This window comes from Chitinispirillales bacterium (genome assembly GCA_031254455.1).
GTDB lineage: Bacteria > Fibrobacterota > Chitinivibrionia > Chitinivibrionales > Chitinivibrionaceae > WRFX01.
In genome coordinates this window covers 1-15,250 of sequence record JAIRUI010000108.1, presented here as the reverse complement: position 1 = coordinate 15,250, position 15,250 = coordinate 1, and the positions used below count along the sequence as shown (strand labels likewise).

General features: G+C 38.0%; 12 protein-coding genes. 3 read left to right on the top strand and 9 right to left on the bottom strand.

Annotated features, from left to right (window positions below; genetic code table 11):
• Positions 1-3,863 (bottom strand): leucine-rich repeat protein (locus LBH98_08470; protein ID MDR0304781.1); only part of this gene is annotated, 3,863 nt, incomplete at its 3' end.
• Between the two features lie 162 nt (positions 3,864-4,025).
• On the bottom strand, positions 4,026-4,256 hold the full coding sequence (locus LBH98_08465; protein MDR0304780.1) for a hypothetical protein: 231 nt from the start codon (positions 4,254-4,256) through the stop codon (positions 4,026-4,028).
• Between the two features lie 247 nt (positions 4,257-4,503).
• Here LBH98_08465 and LBH98_08460 point away from each other — a divergent pair, with 247 nt between their 5' ends.
• From LBH98_08460 to LBH98_08450, 3 genes are read left to right on the top strand one after another with little or no spacing between them, the layout of a single operon-like run.
• Positions 4,504-5,178: an ABC transporter ATP-binding protein gene (locus LBH98_08460; GenBank protein MDR0304779.1), complete on the top strand. Its 675-nt coding sequence runs from the start codon at positions 4,504-4,506 to the stop codon at positions 5,176-5,178.
• A 2-nt stretch (positions 5,179-5,180) separates the two neighbouring features.
• Positions 5,181-5,879, top strand: coding sequence for a hypothetical protein (locus LBH98_08455; protein ID MDR0304778.1), 699 nt, complete (start codon positions 5,181-5,183; stop codon positions 5,877-5,879).
• Complete coding sequence (locus LBH98_08450; GenBank protein ID MDR0304777.1) at positions 5,872-7,026, top strand: hypothetical protein; 1,155 nt, start codon at positions 5,872-5,874, stop codon at positions 7,024-7,026. The genes LBH98_08455 and LBH98_08450 overlap by 8 nt, the downstream gene beginning before the upstream one ends.
• A gap of 7 nt (positions 7,027-7,033) precedes the next feature.
• Here LBH98_08450 and uvrC read toward each other — a convergent pair whose 3' ends face one another.
• The 7 genes from uvrC to LBH98_08415 are packed head-to-tail and all read right to left on the bottom strand — an operon-like array spanning position 7,034 to position 14,848.
• Entirely contained in the window at positions 7,034-8,830 is a 1,797-nt protein-coding gene (gene uvrC, locus LBH98_08445; protein MDR0304776.1) for an excinuclease ABC subunit UvrC, read from the bottom strand.
• 17 nt (positions 8,831-8,847) lie between these two features.
• Positions 8,848-9,336, bottom strand: a complete 489-nt coding sequence (gene ruvC, locus LBH98_08440; GenBank protein MDR0304775.1) for a crossover junction endodeoxyribonuclease RuvC — start codon at positions 9,334-9,336, stop codon at positions 8,848-8,850.
• Between the two features lie 54 nt (positions 9,337-9,390).
• The gene (locus LBH98_08435; GenBank protein MDR0304774.1) at positions 9,391-10,842 is read right to left on the bottom strand and encodes a cell division FtsZ family protein; all 1,452 of its coding nucleotides are present in this window, start codon (positions 10,840-10,842) and stop codon (positions 9,391-9,393) included.
• 17 nt (positions 10,843-10,859) lie between these two features.
• Positions 10,860-12,203, bottom strand: coding sequence for a cell division protein FtsA (gene ftsA / locus LBH98_08430; protein MDR0304773.1), 1,344 nt, complete (start codon positions 12,201-12,203; stop codon positions 10,860-10,862).
• Between the two features lie 12 nt (positions 12,204-12,215).
• Positions 12,216-13,010: an FtsQ-type POTRA domain-containing protein gene (locus LBH98_08425; protein ID MDR0304772.1), complete on the bottom strand. Its 795-nt coding sequence runs from the start codon at positions 13,008-13,010 to the stop codon at positions 12,216-12,218.
• Entirely contained in the window at positions 13,003-14,382 is a 1,380-nt protein-coding gene (gene murC, locus LBH98_08420; GenBank protein ID MDR0304771.1) for a UDP-N-acetylmuramate--L-alanine ligase, read from the bottom strand. Before murC ends, LBH98_08425 begins: the two co-directional genes overlap by 8 nt.
• A 16-nt stretch (positions 14,383-14,398) precedes the next feature.
• Positions 14,399-14,848 (bottom strand): hypothetical protein, encoded by a 450-nt coding sequence (locus tag LBH98_08415; protein ID MDR0304770.1) that lies wholly within the window; start codon positions 14,846-14,848, stop codon positions 14,399-14,401.
• Between the last annotated feature and the right edge of the window lie 402 nt (positions 14,849-15,250).

The window sequence follows — 15,250 nt, the reverse complement described above, 5'->3', positions numbered from 1 at the left end:
TACGTACCGTTCGCCACATTCCTGCCTGCCGCATTCGTCAAATGCCACTCAACCTTAGCGTTTCTCTCTGTTGTTTCAAACACAGAGTTTCCGGTATTATCATAAACGACGACCTTAATCTGAGAAGCTCTCTCGTTGTTCGGTAAGTCGATAGTAATAACCGCCTTATCGGAGACAATATTGCTTGACAGTCTGATACCGCCGCCGCTACGTGTGTCGTTAGGCTTAATCTCAATTGGCGTTGACGCCGATACCACAACTTTAACGTCAATATTTTCTACGATATTGTAGTTCTCTGTATCTTCCGGCGTAAATTTCGCTAAATGTACTTGTTCTCCAAGTGCGCCGACCGAAAGCGTTTCATTCATCCATGACCAGCCGTCTTCAAGCGAAACATCCTTCAATGTCTGCCCGACCGTTGCGGTTAAACCGTTCGGCGCTGTGGGAGAGAGCATAGCCTTTGCCACATTCACCGTAATATTCCCCGTTGCCGATTCATAATTACCGCTGGGGTCTGTATAAATTGCCGCAAAACTCTGACTGTTCCCTGCACTCAAAGCGGTTGTAGGTAACACAAAAGCATAGCCGTTGGGCAAAGATACATCGCTAAGTTTAAGCGTCGGTGAATATGTCGTGTTTACTGCCGCAGGAGTTGTAAATGTTCCCTCAGCCTTTGCCACATTCACCGTTACATAACCGCTTGCCGTCGTGTAATTACCACTCCAGTCAAAGAATGTCGCGACAAAGCGTTGATTATTCCCTGCGCTCAAAGCAGTATTCGGAGTATCCCACGCATAACCTTCAGGTAAATCCAAATCCGAAAGTTTAAGCGTAGGCGAGTATGTTACGCTTACCGCGTTCGGGACACTTGGCATCGCTTTTGCGACGTTTACCGTAATACTGCCGCTTACCGTTGTGTAGTTGCCGCTTGGGTCGGTAAAGCTTGCCGCGAACGGTTGGTTATTACCCGCGTTTAATAAAGTTGTCGAAGTGACAAAGGCGAAACCTTCCGGTAAAGTTAAATCTTCAAGTTTAAGGTTGGACGAATATGTTACGTTTACCGCCGCAGGAGTAACGAATGTCCCTGTCGCTTTCGCTACCGACAAATCTACGGTTTTTGTTAAATTTATTCCTGTATAATCGTAGTTATCCGCGTCTCTCGGAGTAAATACTACGTTGTAGCCGTCGTTATTTGCTGTCGGAACGATACTTGCGTTTTCCCAAGCAAATATTCCGTCGCCTGAGCCGCCAACAAAAGCGATTTGTGAAAGGAGTTTGTTTGGAGTGTAGATAATATCGCTTGTTGTCGGGAAAACTATTTCGCTTGGCATTGCCTTCGTTATCGTCCAAGTTAAAACAATATCATCCGTTGTACCGTCTGCCCACTCGCAATTTGCTTTATCGGTCAAGACAATTGTCGCATTGTAATTGTTTGCAGTTGTACCTTTGTCGCCCGTAACGGTATATGTCGTATTTGTAGCAATTCCTGCTGTCTGTTCGCTTCCGATATAAACAAGATTGGTATTTGTTACCGCAGGTTTAGTTATTTTCGCCTTTGCTACGTTTACGCTTACCTCAATATTTTCTACAACATTGTAATTGGCAATGTCGGTAGGCGTAAACTTTGCTTTGTGAGTCTGTATTCCCACATTACCTACTGTTCCCGCTTTTTCCCAAGAAAAACCTGTCGGTAATTTTACATCCGCCAAAGATTGCCCGTAAGTTGCAGTTAAATTTGTCGGTGTTGAATACTGTGGTGTGCCCTTTACAACAGTTACGATACATATATCAAAAGCAGTATCTTGCGCTGTTGCTGTAACTGTCGCCGTGCCGACTTTTTTTGCCGTTATTGTGCCATCAGTATTTACTGTAACGACGTCTGTGTTGTCACTTGTCCAAATTACGGTTTTGTCGTCTGGATACCCTTCGACAAACATTGCTTCAAGCGTTTGTGTTTCGTCTTTGGCAAGATTGATGTTTGTTTTGTCCAACATAAAAAGTACTACAGAAAACTTTCCCCAAATAACGTCGGTTTTGTATTTGTCAAAAGCCTGAAATGAAACAAACAATTTAATTGGCGTGAAATTATAAAATACATTAAAATTTATCTTTTGCGGTGTTTCAGCCTGATTGATAATTTTAGTCAATCCGTTGCAATAGTAAAAAGCGCGTTCACCGATGGAAGTGACAGAAGAGGGAATCGTTACGGATGTCAATCCGTTGCAATAGTAAAAAGCGTGTTCACCGATGGAAGTGACAGAAGAGGGAATGGTATATGTCGTGCCAGTTTTACCGGCAGGATATTGAATTAGCGTTGTTTTTGCTTTATTAAACAACACTCCGTCAATAGAGGTATAATTGTTATTGCTTTCTTCAACATTTATCGCCGTTAATCTTCTGCAATCGAAAAAAGCGGAATTGCCGATAGAAGTGACAGAAGAGGGAATCGTTAATGCTCCGGTCAAGCCGCTGCAACCGTAAAAAGCGCAATCAGGAATCCTCGTTACATTATTTCCGATGTTTAGTGTGGTTAAACTATTGCAATTGTAAAATACTGGATATAATGAATTTCCCATAGTAGTGCAGTTAGTGGCATTAAAATTTACCTCAGTCAAGCCGCGACAACCGGAAAAAGCGGCATAGCCGATAGAAGTAACCGAAGAGGGAATAGTTACCTCAGTCAAGCCGCGACAACCGGAAAAAGCGTAACTGCTGATAGAAGTTACAGAGGATGGAATGGTTACCTCAGTCAAGCCGCTGCAATCGTAAAAAGCGGCATAGCCGATAGAAGTAACCGAAGAGGGAATAGTTACCTCAGTCAATCCGCTGCAACCGTAAAAAGCGTAACTGCTGATAGAAGTTACAGAGGAGAGAATCGTTACCTCAGTCAATCCGCTGCAATAGTAAAAAGCGTAACTGCCGATGGAAGTGACAGAAGAGGGAATCGTTAATGCTCCGGTCAAGCCGCGACAACCGGAAAAAGCGTAATTGCCGATGGAAGTGACAGAAGAGGGAATCATTACCTCAGTCAAGCCGCTACAACCGTCAAAAGCGTAATCGCCGATAGAAGTAACCGAACTGCCAATAGTTACCTCAGTCAAGCCGCGACAACCGGAAAAAGCGTAATCAGGAATCCTCGTTACATTATTTCCGATGTTTACTGTGGTTATAATGCAATTGGAAAATACTGGATATAATGAACTTCCCATAGTAGTGCAAGTAGCATTAAAATTTACCTCAGTCAAGTCGTAGCAACCGGAAAAAGCGCGTTCACCGATGGAAGTGACAGAAGAGGGAATCGTTACCGATGTCAAGCCGCTACAACCGTCAAAAGCGTAATCAGGAATCCTCGTTACATTATTTCCGATGTTTACTGTGGTTAAATTATTGCAACCGGAAAACACAGAATTATAATAACTTCCCATAGTAGTGCAGTTAGTAGCATTAAAATTTACCTCAGTCAATCCGCTGCAACCGTAAAAAGCGCGTTCACCGATGGAAGTGACAGAAGAGGGAATCGTTAATGCTCCGGTCAAGCCGTAGCAATTGTGAAAAGCGTAACTGCCGATAGAAGTTACCGAAGAGGGAATCGTTACCTCAGTCAAGTCGTAGTAACCGGAAAAAGCGGAATTGCCGATGGAAGTGACAGAACCTCCAATAATTGCTTTGGTAATACTGCTTCGATAGGAATACCATGGAGTAGCATAACTATAATCCGGCATAGTTCCCGATCCGCTAATCGTCAACGTTCCATCCGAAATACTCCAGTTAAGCGGACCTGTTGTTCCGCTTTGTCCGAACGCCATTCCAGCGGCAATCGCTATCGCCGCCATTACTTTCAAAAATCTGTTTTTATTCAGCATAAATCCCCCAATTTAATAATTTGGATTGCTTCGCTTCGCTCGCAATGACGTGGGACGTGGTTTGTGTAATATTTACGAAACAATTTTGTTTTGCGAAGATATAAAATGAGCAAATAATCGTAAAGAAAACTTTACGAAAAAAGGTAATGAAAAATTGATTTATTATATTAAAAAAGTCAGAAAACAATGCTGATTTGTGTCCGCAAACCCGCTCTGCAAAAGGATTGGCGCGGAATTTGATGGGGGGGGGGGGGGGGTAAATCTTAACAAGGAATTGACAGTGTCAAACGCGTAATTTAATTTCGCCGTTATATGTGCGTAAACCGTCTGCGCCGTACTAAAAAGTAAAGAGAGAATAGTTTCTGTTTTTGATGTTTTACACACTGTCGTCATAATTTATTTTCGTTTAGTCGATATTTCGTTTCAAAAGTAATATAATATTTTTTTATAGAGTTCGCTTAAAATTTATTGACTTTTTGTAAAATTCATCTTTGCGCGCCGAACTTTTAATAAACAATTTCATTATAATTGAAAAATATTTTTTTTATGTAGGGCATACAATGTTATTATGTATTTTTATTACGGCTTCTTTATTTATAGAAAACCGTATGATTTGATTGAAATAAGGAAATTTTAGTAAATGATTAAAGTCCAAAACGTTACGAAAACATTCAAAAACGATTATGAGGAACTCACGGTTCTCAAAAATATTTCGTTTGAATTGTCTGTCGGCGCAAAAGTAGCGCTTGTCGGAGCGAGCGGAACGGGGAAAACTACGCTTTTACAGATTATCGGCGGACTTGACAAACCGACGCACGGCTCAATTTCTGTCGATGGGCGGAATATTAATGAAATGAAAGAAAGAGAATTGTCACAGTTTCGCAGCAAAAACATAGGATTCGTTTTTCAATTTCATCATTTGCTGCCCGATTTTACGGCGCTTGAGAACGTTATGATTCCAGGGCTTGCGGCAAAAATGCCGCAGAAAAAAGCGCAGCGAAAGGCGGCGCAGTTGCTTGAAGAGGTCGGGCTGATTGAACGGGCGAAACATTTGCCTTCTGAATTGTCCGGCGGGGAAAGGCAGCGTGTAGCGCTGGCAAGGGCGCTGTTAAACGAGCCGAACATAATTTTGGCTGACGAGCCGACGGGAAATTTAGATTCTATTAACACAAAATTGTTTATTGAAACTATTTTTCGCATTAACGCTTTGACAAAAAGTATTTTATTTATCGCTACGCACGATAGTGTCGTCGCACATTCGTTGGATTACAGACTGTCGTTGTCCGACGGGACGATTGAAAGAAAGTTTGATTGATTATGAAATGTGAAAAATGTCATATCAGAACGGCTACAAGCCACATAGTTTCAATAGTGAACGGAAAAAAAGAAGAACATCACTATTGCGCCGAATGTTTGGACAAGGCTTCTCCTTTCGGTAAAATAATACGCGGGCTTGGAGAACATATAGGCGATGACGTTGATGACGATTTTTATGATAATTGCGAATTGGACGAAAACGGCGTCCCGTTTGAATATTCCGTCGATTCTGACGAAAACGTTACTTCCTTTGATGTTATAGAAGGAATCGCTCGTATTGCCGCCAAAGAAATTTATGCGGAAGAAAAGCGGCAGGAAAACGACAAAAATTCCGTTAACGGAATATATCTATCGGAAAAATATAGAAAAGGCGAGCCGTTGGTTGTTTGTCCGGTGTGCGGAACGACTTCCGAGTTAATATATAAAACGCGAAGAGCCGGTTGCGCCAAATGTTATAACGTTTTTGAAACATTTCTTATGGACAGGTATCGCATGTGCTATAACGCACACGCGTATCATGGGAAAGTTTACTGTTCAAAAAACGTAAATAAAGACGTTGATTATCTGCAAAGCGAATTAAGCGCCGCGGTTAAAAGTCAAAATTATGGGCGCGCGGCTGAAATTTGTGATAATATAAAAAAGTTACAAACTACTAAATCCGGCAGTACTAAGAAATGCAAGCGGGGTAAGGTTGAGTGAAACGGAATTTTTTGCTGGACTTGGCGATAAAGATAAAACGAAAGAAATGACATTTGTCGATTTATTGAATTTTTTATTGGGAATTTCACCCAAATGGCTCTCCGTCCAAAAAGCGACTCCAAATAATCCGGCAATTGTTCTTTCGCAAAAAATGTCGTTTTCAAGAAATATTAAAAAGTATCCTTTTTTAGAAAACACCACAATACCTGAGGAATCTGAAATTTACCGCGATGTTTCAAATGCGATAAAAAAAACAAAAATTTTTCCATCAGGTAAACTTGTTGAAATAAAATTGTGCGACAGTAACGCTATTATTAATGCGATGCTTTTCGAGAAAGATTTCATTCCCGCAAACATAGCCGCCGCTCCAGATAAAATAAAAGGAATTTTTATGAACGGCGGCGACAGAGAATTTCCTGTCGTTCTCGCAAATATTCAAAATCATTTGACCATAAGTTTGTATTGTAACATTGGAAAAGAAGAGCAAGCGTTTGAGAAAATTAACAAAATAGATAATATTTTAGGGGAAGAATTGATTTATGCTTACGATTCGCAACTAGGGTTTTTGTTTTCAAAACCGGAAGAATGCGGCTGCGGTTTTTCTTTTGAAACGGTCTTTCATTTGCCTGGGCTCGTTATGACGGAAGAGATTATGGAAACGTTAAACGGAATATCGGTTATGGGCGCTAAAATAGATGAAATATTTGGAAATTTAACCGATAATTTAGGTGCGTTTTTCAAGGTAGTCACCGGAAATTATTTGGGAGGCGGCGAGAAAGAGATAATTGAAAAAACGAAAGAAATTTGCGGCATTTTGACAGCCGCCGAATTAAAAGCGCGTAAGCGGCTTTTTAAAGATGCGAAAAAAGTAATGGAAGACAAAATTTACAGAAGTTTCGGGATGTTGAAATTTGCAAAAATTATGCCGTTTCCGCAGTTTCTAAATTTCATTTCTTTGCTTCGTTTAGGCAGTGAATATAAGGTTATTCCTTTTAGTCTTGAATTTCTTAATAAAATACTTGAAAAAGGATTTTTTACAAATATAATTTTGTTGTTTGACGAACAATTAAAATCGTCAGATTTTAATTATGACGAAGAACGCGCAAATTTATTAAGAAATTTACTTAAAGATTGCGATCTCAATTAACTTAAAATTAAATGATGCTTTTTATTTCACTGAGAATTCTTTGAGCGTCATTTTGGGTAATTCCTTTAACTCCGCTCAATTCTTCAATTGTCTTTTTGGAAATTTCTTGGATACTGCCAAACTTTTTTAATAAAATTTCGGACTTTTTACCTCCAATTCCCTTAATATCTTGTAAAATTGTTCTACTGAACTGTCGTCCGCGAATTTTTCTATGATACGTTACGGCAAATCTGTGTACTTCGTCACGGATACGTTCCATAAGACGCCGGACAGGATGACTTTCATCAAAGCGGATTTCGTCGTCGCGGTATGGAGAGATTATAATTTCCTGTTTTTTTGCAAGAGAAATCAGCATGGGAGGATTATCAAACTCTTGTATTGCCTTTTGCGCCGCAGACAATTGCCCTTTACCGCCGTCGATAAGAAGCAAGTCGGGGAAACTTTTTTTATCGTCTATAAGCTGGTTTAAACGGCGTTTAATCGCCTCATTCATCATCGCAAAATCGTTTTGACCTTCTACGTATTTTATTTTGAAACGTCTGTAATTCGATTTGTCCGGGTTTAATCCGTAAAAATGAACCATTCCGGCGACACAAAATTTATCGCCGACATTGCTTATATCAAATGCCTCAATGGTATGAGGAATTTTTGGAAGATTACAGACGTTGGCAAGTTCTTCAAGGATTTCTGCAGGGTTATTGATATACTGCTGGGCAAGGTAAACGTTGCAATTTTTTTCTGCAAGTTTTACTAATTTTGCGGCATATCCGCCTTTTGAAACAAAAACGCGCGATTTGTATTTTTGAGAAATAAAGTCGCCGATTAAATCTGCGTCTTGCGCAAATTCGGAAGACAAAACAATATTTTTAGGAACATCGTTTGCGCTTGTAGCGTAATAATCCGCAATTAACTTTGCGCGCCCGTCGTAATTCCAGCCGTTTATGGGGATTATCCTATTGTTCTGATTTATTAAATTTCCTCTTCGCACGTTCATTATAGTAAAGCAAATGTATTTACTTTGCTCAAAAACCGCAAAAACGTCGCAATTCAAACTAAGATTACGCAAGTCGATGTTCTGTTTGAGAGCCAATTTTTTTATTCCAAAAAGTATATCGCGCATATATGCGGCTTTTTCGTACTCCATAACCTGTGAAAATTCACCCATTTTGCTTTCTATATAATATATTATATCTTTTTGTTGTCCGCGAAAAAACCTAATTGCCTGCTCGATTAACATAAAATAATCTTCTCGACAGATGCTTTGATTACATGGCGCCCGGCAAAGGTTCATAGAAAAATCAATGCAAGGTCTGCTTGTTTTTTCACTTGTTATATTCATGTTGCAATTTCTGATTTTTAGAATTTTTTTTAAAGACGATACGACGAATCTAAGCATTGTCGTGTCGGTGAAAGGGCCAAAATATACATCGTCGTCACCGCTTATTTTGCGTACTATTAAAATTCTTGGAAATTCTTCACTGGATTTCGTAATTTTAACATATGGATAATGTTTGTCGTCTTTTAGTAGAATATTGTATGGCGGTTGATGGCGGCGAACTAAATTTGCTTCCAAAACCAGCGCTTCAACCTCGTTTGAGCATATTATAAATTCTATTTTTTCTATTTTTTCTACCAGACGAGGAAGTTGAAAGCGAATGTCTCTGTCGCTGTTAAAATACGATGAAACTCTGTCTTTTATATTTACCGCTTTGCCGATATACAAAACGTATTCCGTAACATCTTTGAAAATATAAACACCTGAATTTTGCGGGAGATTATTAAGAGTTTTAGAAATATTTTCCATATGTTTTTTTGTTTTTGTTAAAAACCGTAAGAAGTAAACGAATAATTGTTATATCCGCAAATGGCGCATGCAATAGCGTCATAAGCGTCGCTTTTTATCTTTTCTTCACAAATTCCGGTAATCGTTTTTACCATATATTCCACTTGTTCTTTTGTTGCAAGCCCGTTTCCCGTTACAGCTTTTTTTATCTCGGTAGGAGAATATTCGCAAAATTTTATGTCGCTTTGCCCGACGGACAGCATAATAACTCCCCTTGCCTGTCCCAAAACAAATGCAGAATTTGCGTTTTTCCCGAAAAACGGCGTTTCCACACAAATTAAATCCGGCTTATTTTTACTTATAACGTTTTTTATTTCGTCAAAAATTACACACAAACGAATAGGAAGAATTTCTTTCCTATTAAGAGTAATAACTCCGTATTCGACCGGACGGATTTTTGATGAAACTATGTCTATCACTCCAAATCCGGTCGCTATTGATCCAGGGTCTATTCCGAGAATTCTCACTATTTCCTCTTTTAATTTGAAATGCGGAAAGTAATTTCCGCATTTCAAATTATGTTATTGGCATTGTTTGCGCAGAAATTGTGGTATTTCATCAAATCCGTGTATGGACGGAATATGATTTTTCGTACAGTTTTTAGTATTTCCTAAACCTAGAATAGTGGTAGTTCTTCCTCCGGGACCTTGAAGTTTTGTTTCTTCTGTTTGTTGTGGTTGTCCGGCGATAATTGTTTGAGTTTGCGGTTCTGAATTAAAACCTTTGTCGTCATTCTCAATATCTACGGTCGATTTGACGTTATCAAAGGTAGGAAACATTCCTATTGCGGTTCCATACCCGCTGCACGTAATGTGTTCTACAATTTTTTCGTCGCCGTGTCTTTCGGCATTATACTCTTCTAATCCTGCTATTATAAGCAATACTTCTATTTTCCCGTTCATTTCCTTGTCGAAATTTATTCCGTAGATTATGTTGGCGTTTTCTTCGTCCGTAGCGGTATTAACTCTGTTTTGAGCTTTTTCCAAAACTTCTAAAGAAATATCTTCGCCTACGCGATACAAAGCCATTATCCCTTTGGCGTTAGACAAATTCACCCCGTCTATTAACGGGCACGATATTGCTCTTTCTACCGCTTCCATCATAGCTTTTTCGCCGTAATCCCATTCCGAATTTTTTTCAGGAATTTTGTACATAGATTCGCCAACTCCTATAAACATGTTTCCTTTGCATTCGTCAAGCATCATTTTTACATCGTTAAAATCAAGGTTTATCGTCGAAGTATCCTTTATTACATTAATGAATCCGGCGATCATATTTCCGTGAAATTCGTCGATTTTTCTGAATTTGTATATTGCCGGAGTATTTTCTTCCGCAACGGCGTTTACTTTGTTGTTATCTATGACTTCTATGGCATCGACTTCTTTCTTCAATTCGTTTATTCCGTTAATCGCTCTGGTCATAACTTTTTTTCCTTCAAATCCAAACGGCTTTGTAACCATCGCTATGACTATTGCGCCTTCTTCCTTAGCAATTCTTGCGATAACAGGGGATGCTCCGGTACCGGTTCCGCCTCCTTCGCCGGCTATTAACAATACCAATTTTACGTCTTTGAATACGCTCCTTATTTTTTCTTCGGTTTCAAGCGCCGCTTGATTGGCTATTTCCGGATGCATTCCGGCTCCGAAACCTTTGCAGGTTTTTTCACCAAGCAATATTCTTTTACAGTTAGGCATTTCTTTTGTTTTAAGAGCGGCATAATCGGTATCGGCGATGACGTATTTTACGTTTTTGCAGATATTGCTCGTTCCCATATACTTTAAAATGTTACCTCCTGCATTTCCAACGGAAAATACGATTGTGTTTACGGTAGGAGGGACGAAATCCATATCGCCTAATTCGTCAACCCACTCATCTTGAGAAGCATTGTTTTTCGCTGCAATCGGAGCGGCGTTTTTTGTTTTTTCATCATTGAGTGTCGGCTCAATGTCCATCCGTGAAAAATCCATCTTCATAAATCCTCCTTTTATTGTTATGAAATCTGTATCTTTTTTAACGTTTCCCATAAATTTATAAAAAAATTACCTGCAATGTTTTTTGAGCCGTTCTGCTTGAATTTTGTCGATTTTTTTTTCTTTTTTATTGTTCCGGCAATCGTGAAATCGTTAGTTCCATATATGCACAAACCTATTAAAGTCGAGAAAGAAGTATCTTCGTTTATTTCCGGGAATTCGTTTATTTTCTTTGCTTTAGGTTTTCCGATCTTGGTCGGGACTTCCAATACTTCCATTGCAACTGACGCTATTTCACGTAGATTCGCCGTCCCTCCGGTAAGAATTATTCCGTTATTTGAAATAATTTTTCTGTAAGTCGTGTTGTCGATGTTACAGTCCAGCGTATTTCTGATGTTTTCAAATAGTTCTTTTATAGGAGCGTTAACCAAACTCGCTAAAGTTTCCAATTTAAGTTCTTTCTTTTCTCCGTCGTGAGAAATAATTTCTACATATTCTTTACTTCCCGTTTTAGAAGGGTTTGCACAAGCGCATTCTTTTTTTATTTTTTCTACTTCACTTTCGCAAATTCCCAAAAGACTCATAATATCTTTTGTTACTGTAGTTCCGGCGATATAGTTGGTGTATGTTTTAATCGGATATTTGTTTGCGAAAACCGATAAATCGCTGCAAGAATCTCCAATATCCAAAAGACCGACTCCTGTTTCTTTTTGTTCTTCCGTGAGAACGGCAAGGCAAGACGCGTAACCGGACGCAACCGGAATCAGTTTTATGTCAGCATCCGTAACGCTTTCAAAATCTTCAAAAAATGATTTTTTTATAGCGTTTTCCAAATCGTTTATGTGACTTTCGGAATCTATTATAATATGACCCGCCGCCTTCATTGATTGTCCGCTTAAACCGATGGGATTTTCTATAGATACGTTTTCATCTACTGCAAAACACTGCAGAATCATAGATATCATCTTTTGTCCTCGCGGTATTATACTTGTTTCAAGATGTCTCTTATGCCATTCTATATCTTCGGAAGAAACGCTTCCTCTACCTGTATTGGAATCTACATTTTTAATGGGCCAACTATCGCTTTCTATATTTCTATCGGTAATTTTGTTTCCTGAAATCGAATAATAAATAGGCATAACGGAAGTATCTATGAATTCTCCCCATTTTTGCTGCGCTTCGTCTACGGACGTCATTATACTGTTTTTTAGTTTGTCCATATTTTTGACGTTTCCGTATTCAAATCCTTCGGTTGGTGCGACAGCATATCCTAATATATGTAGAATACCGTCGTCATCTTTGTTTGCGATAGCGGTTTTAACGGTTTCCGAACCTATGTCTATAGCGACTATATATCTATCCATAATTCCTCCTATTTATTTCGCGAATATAGCATTCTCATAAATATCAAAATATTTGACGGGAGGTCTTCCGTTTTTTCTCAGAATATCCTCAAATTTTATTATTTCGTCCATTCCGTAGCGTAATGTCGCGTTAAGGCGGACGATAGGTACGGAAATATTGCTTGCCGCAAATTCTATAATGTCGTTTTCTTTGAATGAAATAGCTTTTATATTATTTGAATTTGCTTTTCCTTTAATACGGGAATATGTTTTCTGTAATCTTTCCATATCATTTTTTGTAATTTTATTTCCTATTTCGTCTTTATGAGATTCTAATCCTACTATCAAACAATAACCGTCGGTTTTGTGAAGTTTAGGATTTTTCCATAAAAATCCGTTCTTGTCAGCCCAATACAATTCATTTTCTATATTGACAATGAAACTGGGCACTCTTTGTATTATTTTTATGTCTAATGAATTTGAAAATGGATTCACACTGACTTTTGCCTTTTCAACGCATTTAATTCTTTCTATTTTACGTGTGATTGAATCTGTATGAATATTGAAGAAATTTGAATTTTCGTCAAGTTCTATACAATTTATAATTTCAACGGAGTCCATATTTTCCATTCCTTTAACGGTATAATTATATATAGTCACAAAAGATTTTGTTTTTTTGCAGATTTTGGGATAAATTTGCAAAAAAACGGCGCTAATACCCATTACGATGCAAATATAGAAAAGAAATTTATTTATAATTTTACTTTTTTCCCTCTTTTGTTCTATTATCATTTTTTGGGTTTTAGGTCCGATTATCTTTTTAGCCATTATCGAATTCCTTAATAAAATTTTCAATTTCCAAATCAAGATCGCCAGCGCTCATAAATATAACAATGTCGCCGCTTTTTGCGATTTTCCGGTATTCTTTTGCAATATCCTGTTTTGCAACAATTTTATAATTTTCTTTTTCAAAATATTTAGCAATACTTTTTTCGCTTATCCCGTCTATTTCATTTTCCCGTGCGCCGTAAATTTTCGTTAAAAAGATAAAGTCACTGTCTTTTTCAAGCGAATTTGCAAAATCTTGAGCAAAATCACGGACTCTGGTATATGTATGCGGTTGAAAAATCGTTATAATACGTTTTGGATTTGTTTGCCTAAACGCAGAAAGCGTCGCAGAAATTTTGCTTGGATGATGCGCGTAATCGGAATAGATTTTAATGCCGCCGATTTCTGTGATTTTTTCCATTCTTTTTTTTATTCCATCAAAATTTTCCACGCCTTTTACCGCTTCTTCAAAAGGAATTCCCGTTTCCATTCCTGCTGCGATTGCCGCCAAAGCGTTTAAAGCGTTATGTTTACCTATTAGTTTTAGCGAGATTTTTCCGAGATTTTTTCTGTTTTTCATTACACAAAAACTTAAAACTCCGTTTTTATACTCGTCGTCAATCGCTCTATAGTCATTGTCAAAATCGAATCCATAAGAAATTTTTCTGCATTTTATTCTCGAATAAATATCCCTTACTCCCTGTGAGCCGGTATAGACAAGCGCTATCGCGTCATCCTTACGCATACTGTCCGTGAAAAATTTCACAAATCCGTCTTTCACCCCGTTGAAAGAGCCGTAAGTGTCAAGATGTTCCGCCTCTAATCCGGTACAAATAGCAAGTTTAATGTTTTTCATTTCTAAAAAACTTCTGTCATATTCGTCAGCCTCAACCAGAAAATATTTATCGTTTCCGACACGCATTCCATTTTCTTTTCCGGCGAAAACTCCGCCTAAAATCACTGACGGATCTTTTTTTGCCGCGCAAAAGACAGAAGATAAAAATCCGGTTGTGCTTGTTTTCCCTGCACATCCGGAAACAGCGATGGAATTTTCTGCCTCTTCTGTCATCATTGCCAACATTTTCGCTCGTTTGATTACGGTTTTTTGGGTGTTTTTTGCAAAAATTAATTCCTGATTGTTTTCTTTTATTGCCGAACTGAAGACGACTAAATCACTGTTTCCAATCATATTTTCTTGCGGATCGTGTCCGATTTGAACCGGAATTCCCATTTTTTGCAAGTTTTGTATCGTATCAGATTGAGAAATATCACTTCCAGAGACATCAAATCCTCGCATTTTCAGCCACATAGCCATATTGGAACATCCGCTTCCCGCAATTCCTAAAAAATGTATCTTCTTTGCATTTATCATTTTTTGTTTTTCGTCCTTATAATTTCTTTGGAAAATGTTTATACATCATTTCATCGGCTTTTTCTATATTTTCTTTGATTTCGTCCTTGTTGTCGGAACTGGTATTCGGATTTTTTACCTCAATAAACCAATCCATTCCGGTGAATATCACTTTTTCCGGATTTCCCAAAAAAGCCATTTGAACCGCCGAGAAATTACCACGCCATTGCGGATCGCCCTTTGGTTCGTATTTATGAGGGTTAAACGAACTTCTCGTCGATGTTTTCATTTCGTTTTTTCTGTAAATATCAAACAATTTTGCAGTTGTAATTCTGAGTGTGCCGTTTGCTTTGTCGCAAAAAATTACAAAATCTTGTTCTCTGTCGGTTGCCGAACGAAACATTGTCGGCAGAGAGAACCGTCCTCTGTTTATTACTACATCTGAACTATAATATCCAAAATCAATGTCAACAACAAAGTCAACCACAAAATCCTCACATTTTTATAGTCAAGCAATATACGATTATATTGTCTCATAATATAATATACATTATTTTTCCTGAAAAAACCTGAAAAAACCTGAAAAAACAAAAAAAAACCTATTTTTGTTTTTTAAAATGAAAAATTTGCTTTTATCATTAAATGAAAAATTGCATATAATTTTTTATTTTCCAGAATGTTATGAATTTGACTTGATAACTTTTCATTAAATTATCATAAAAATTTATATTTTACAGATCTGAGAATTTTTTGTTTTTGAGATATATTATTTTGGTTCAATCCTAGTTAAACAAAAATTATTTTGTTGTAATACTAGGAGGGACAATGGAAAACAAATATATAATTCGTTCAAGAATTTCAGAGCATAAATTTAGGGAGATTCTAAAGA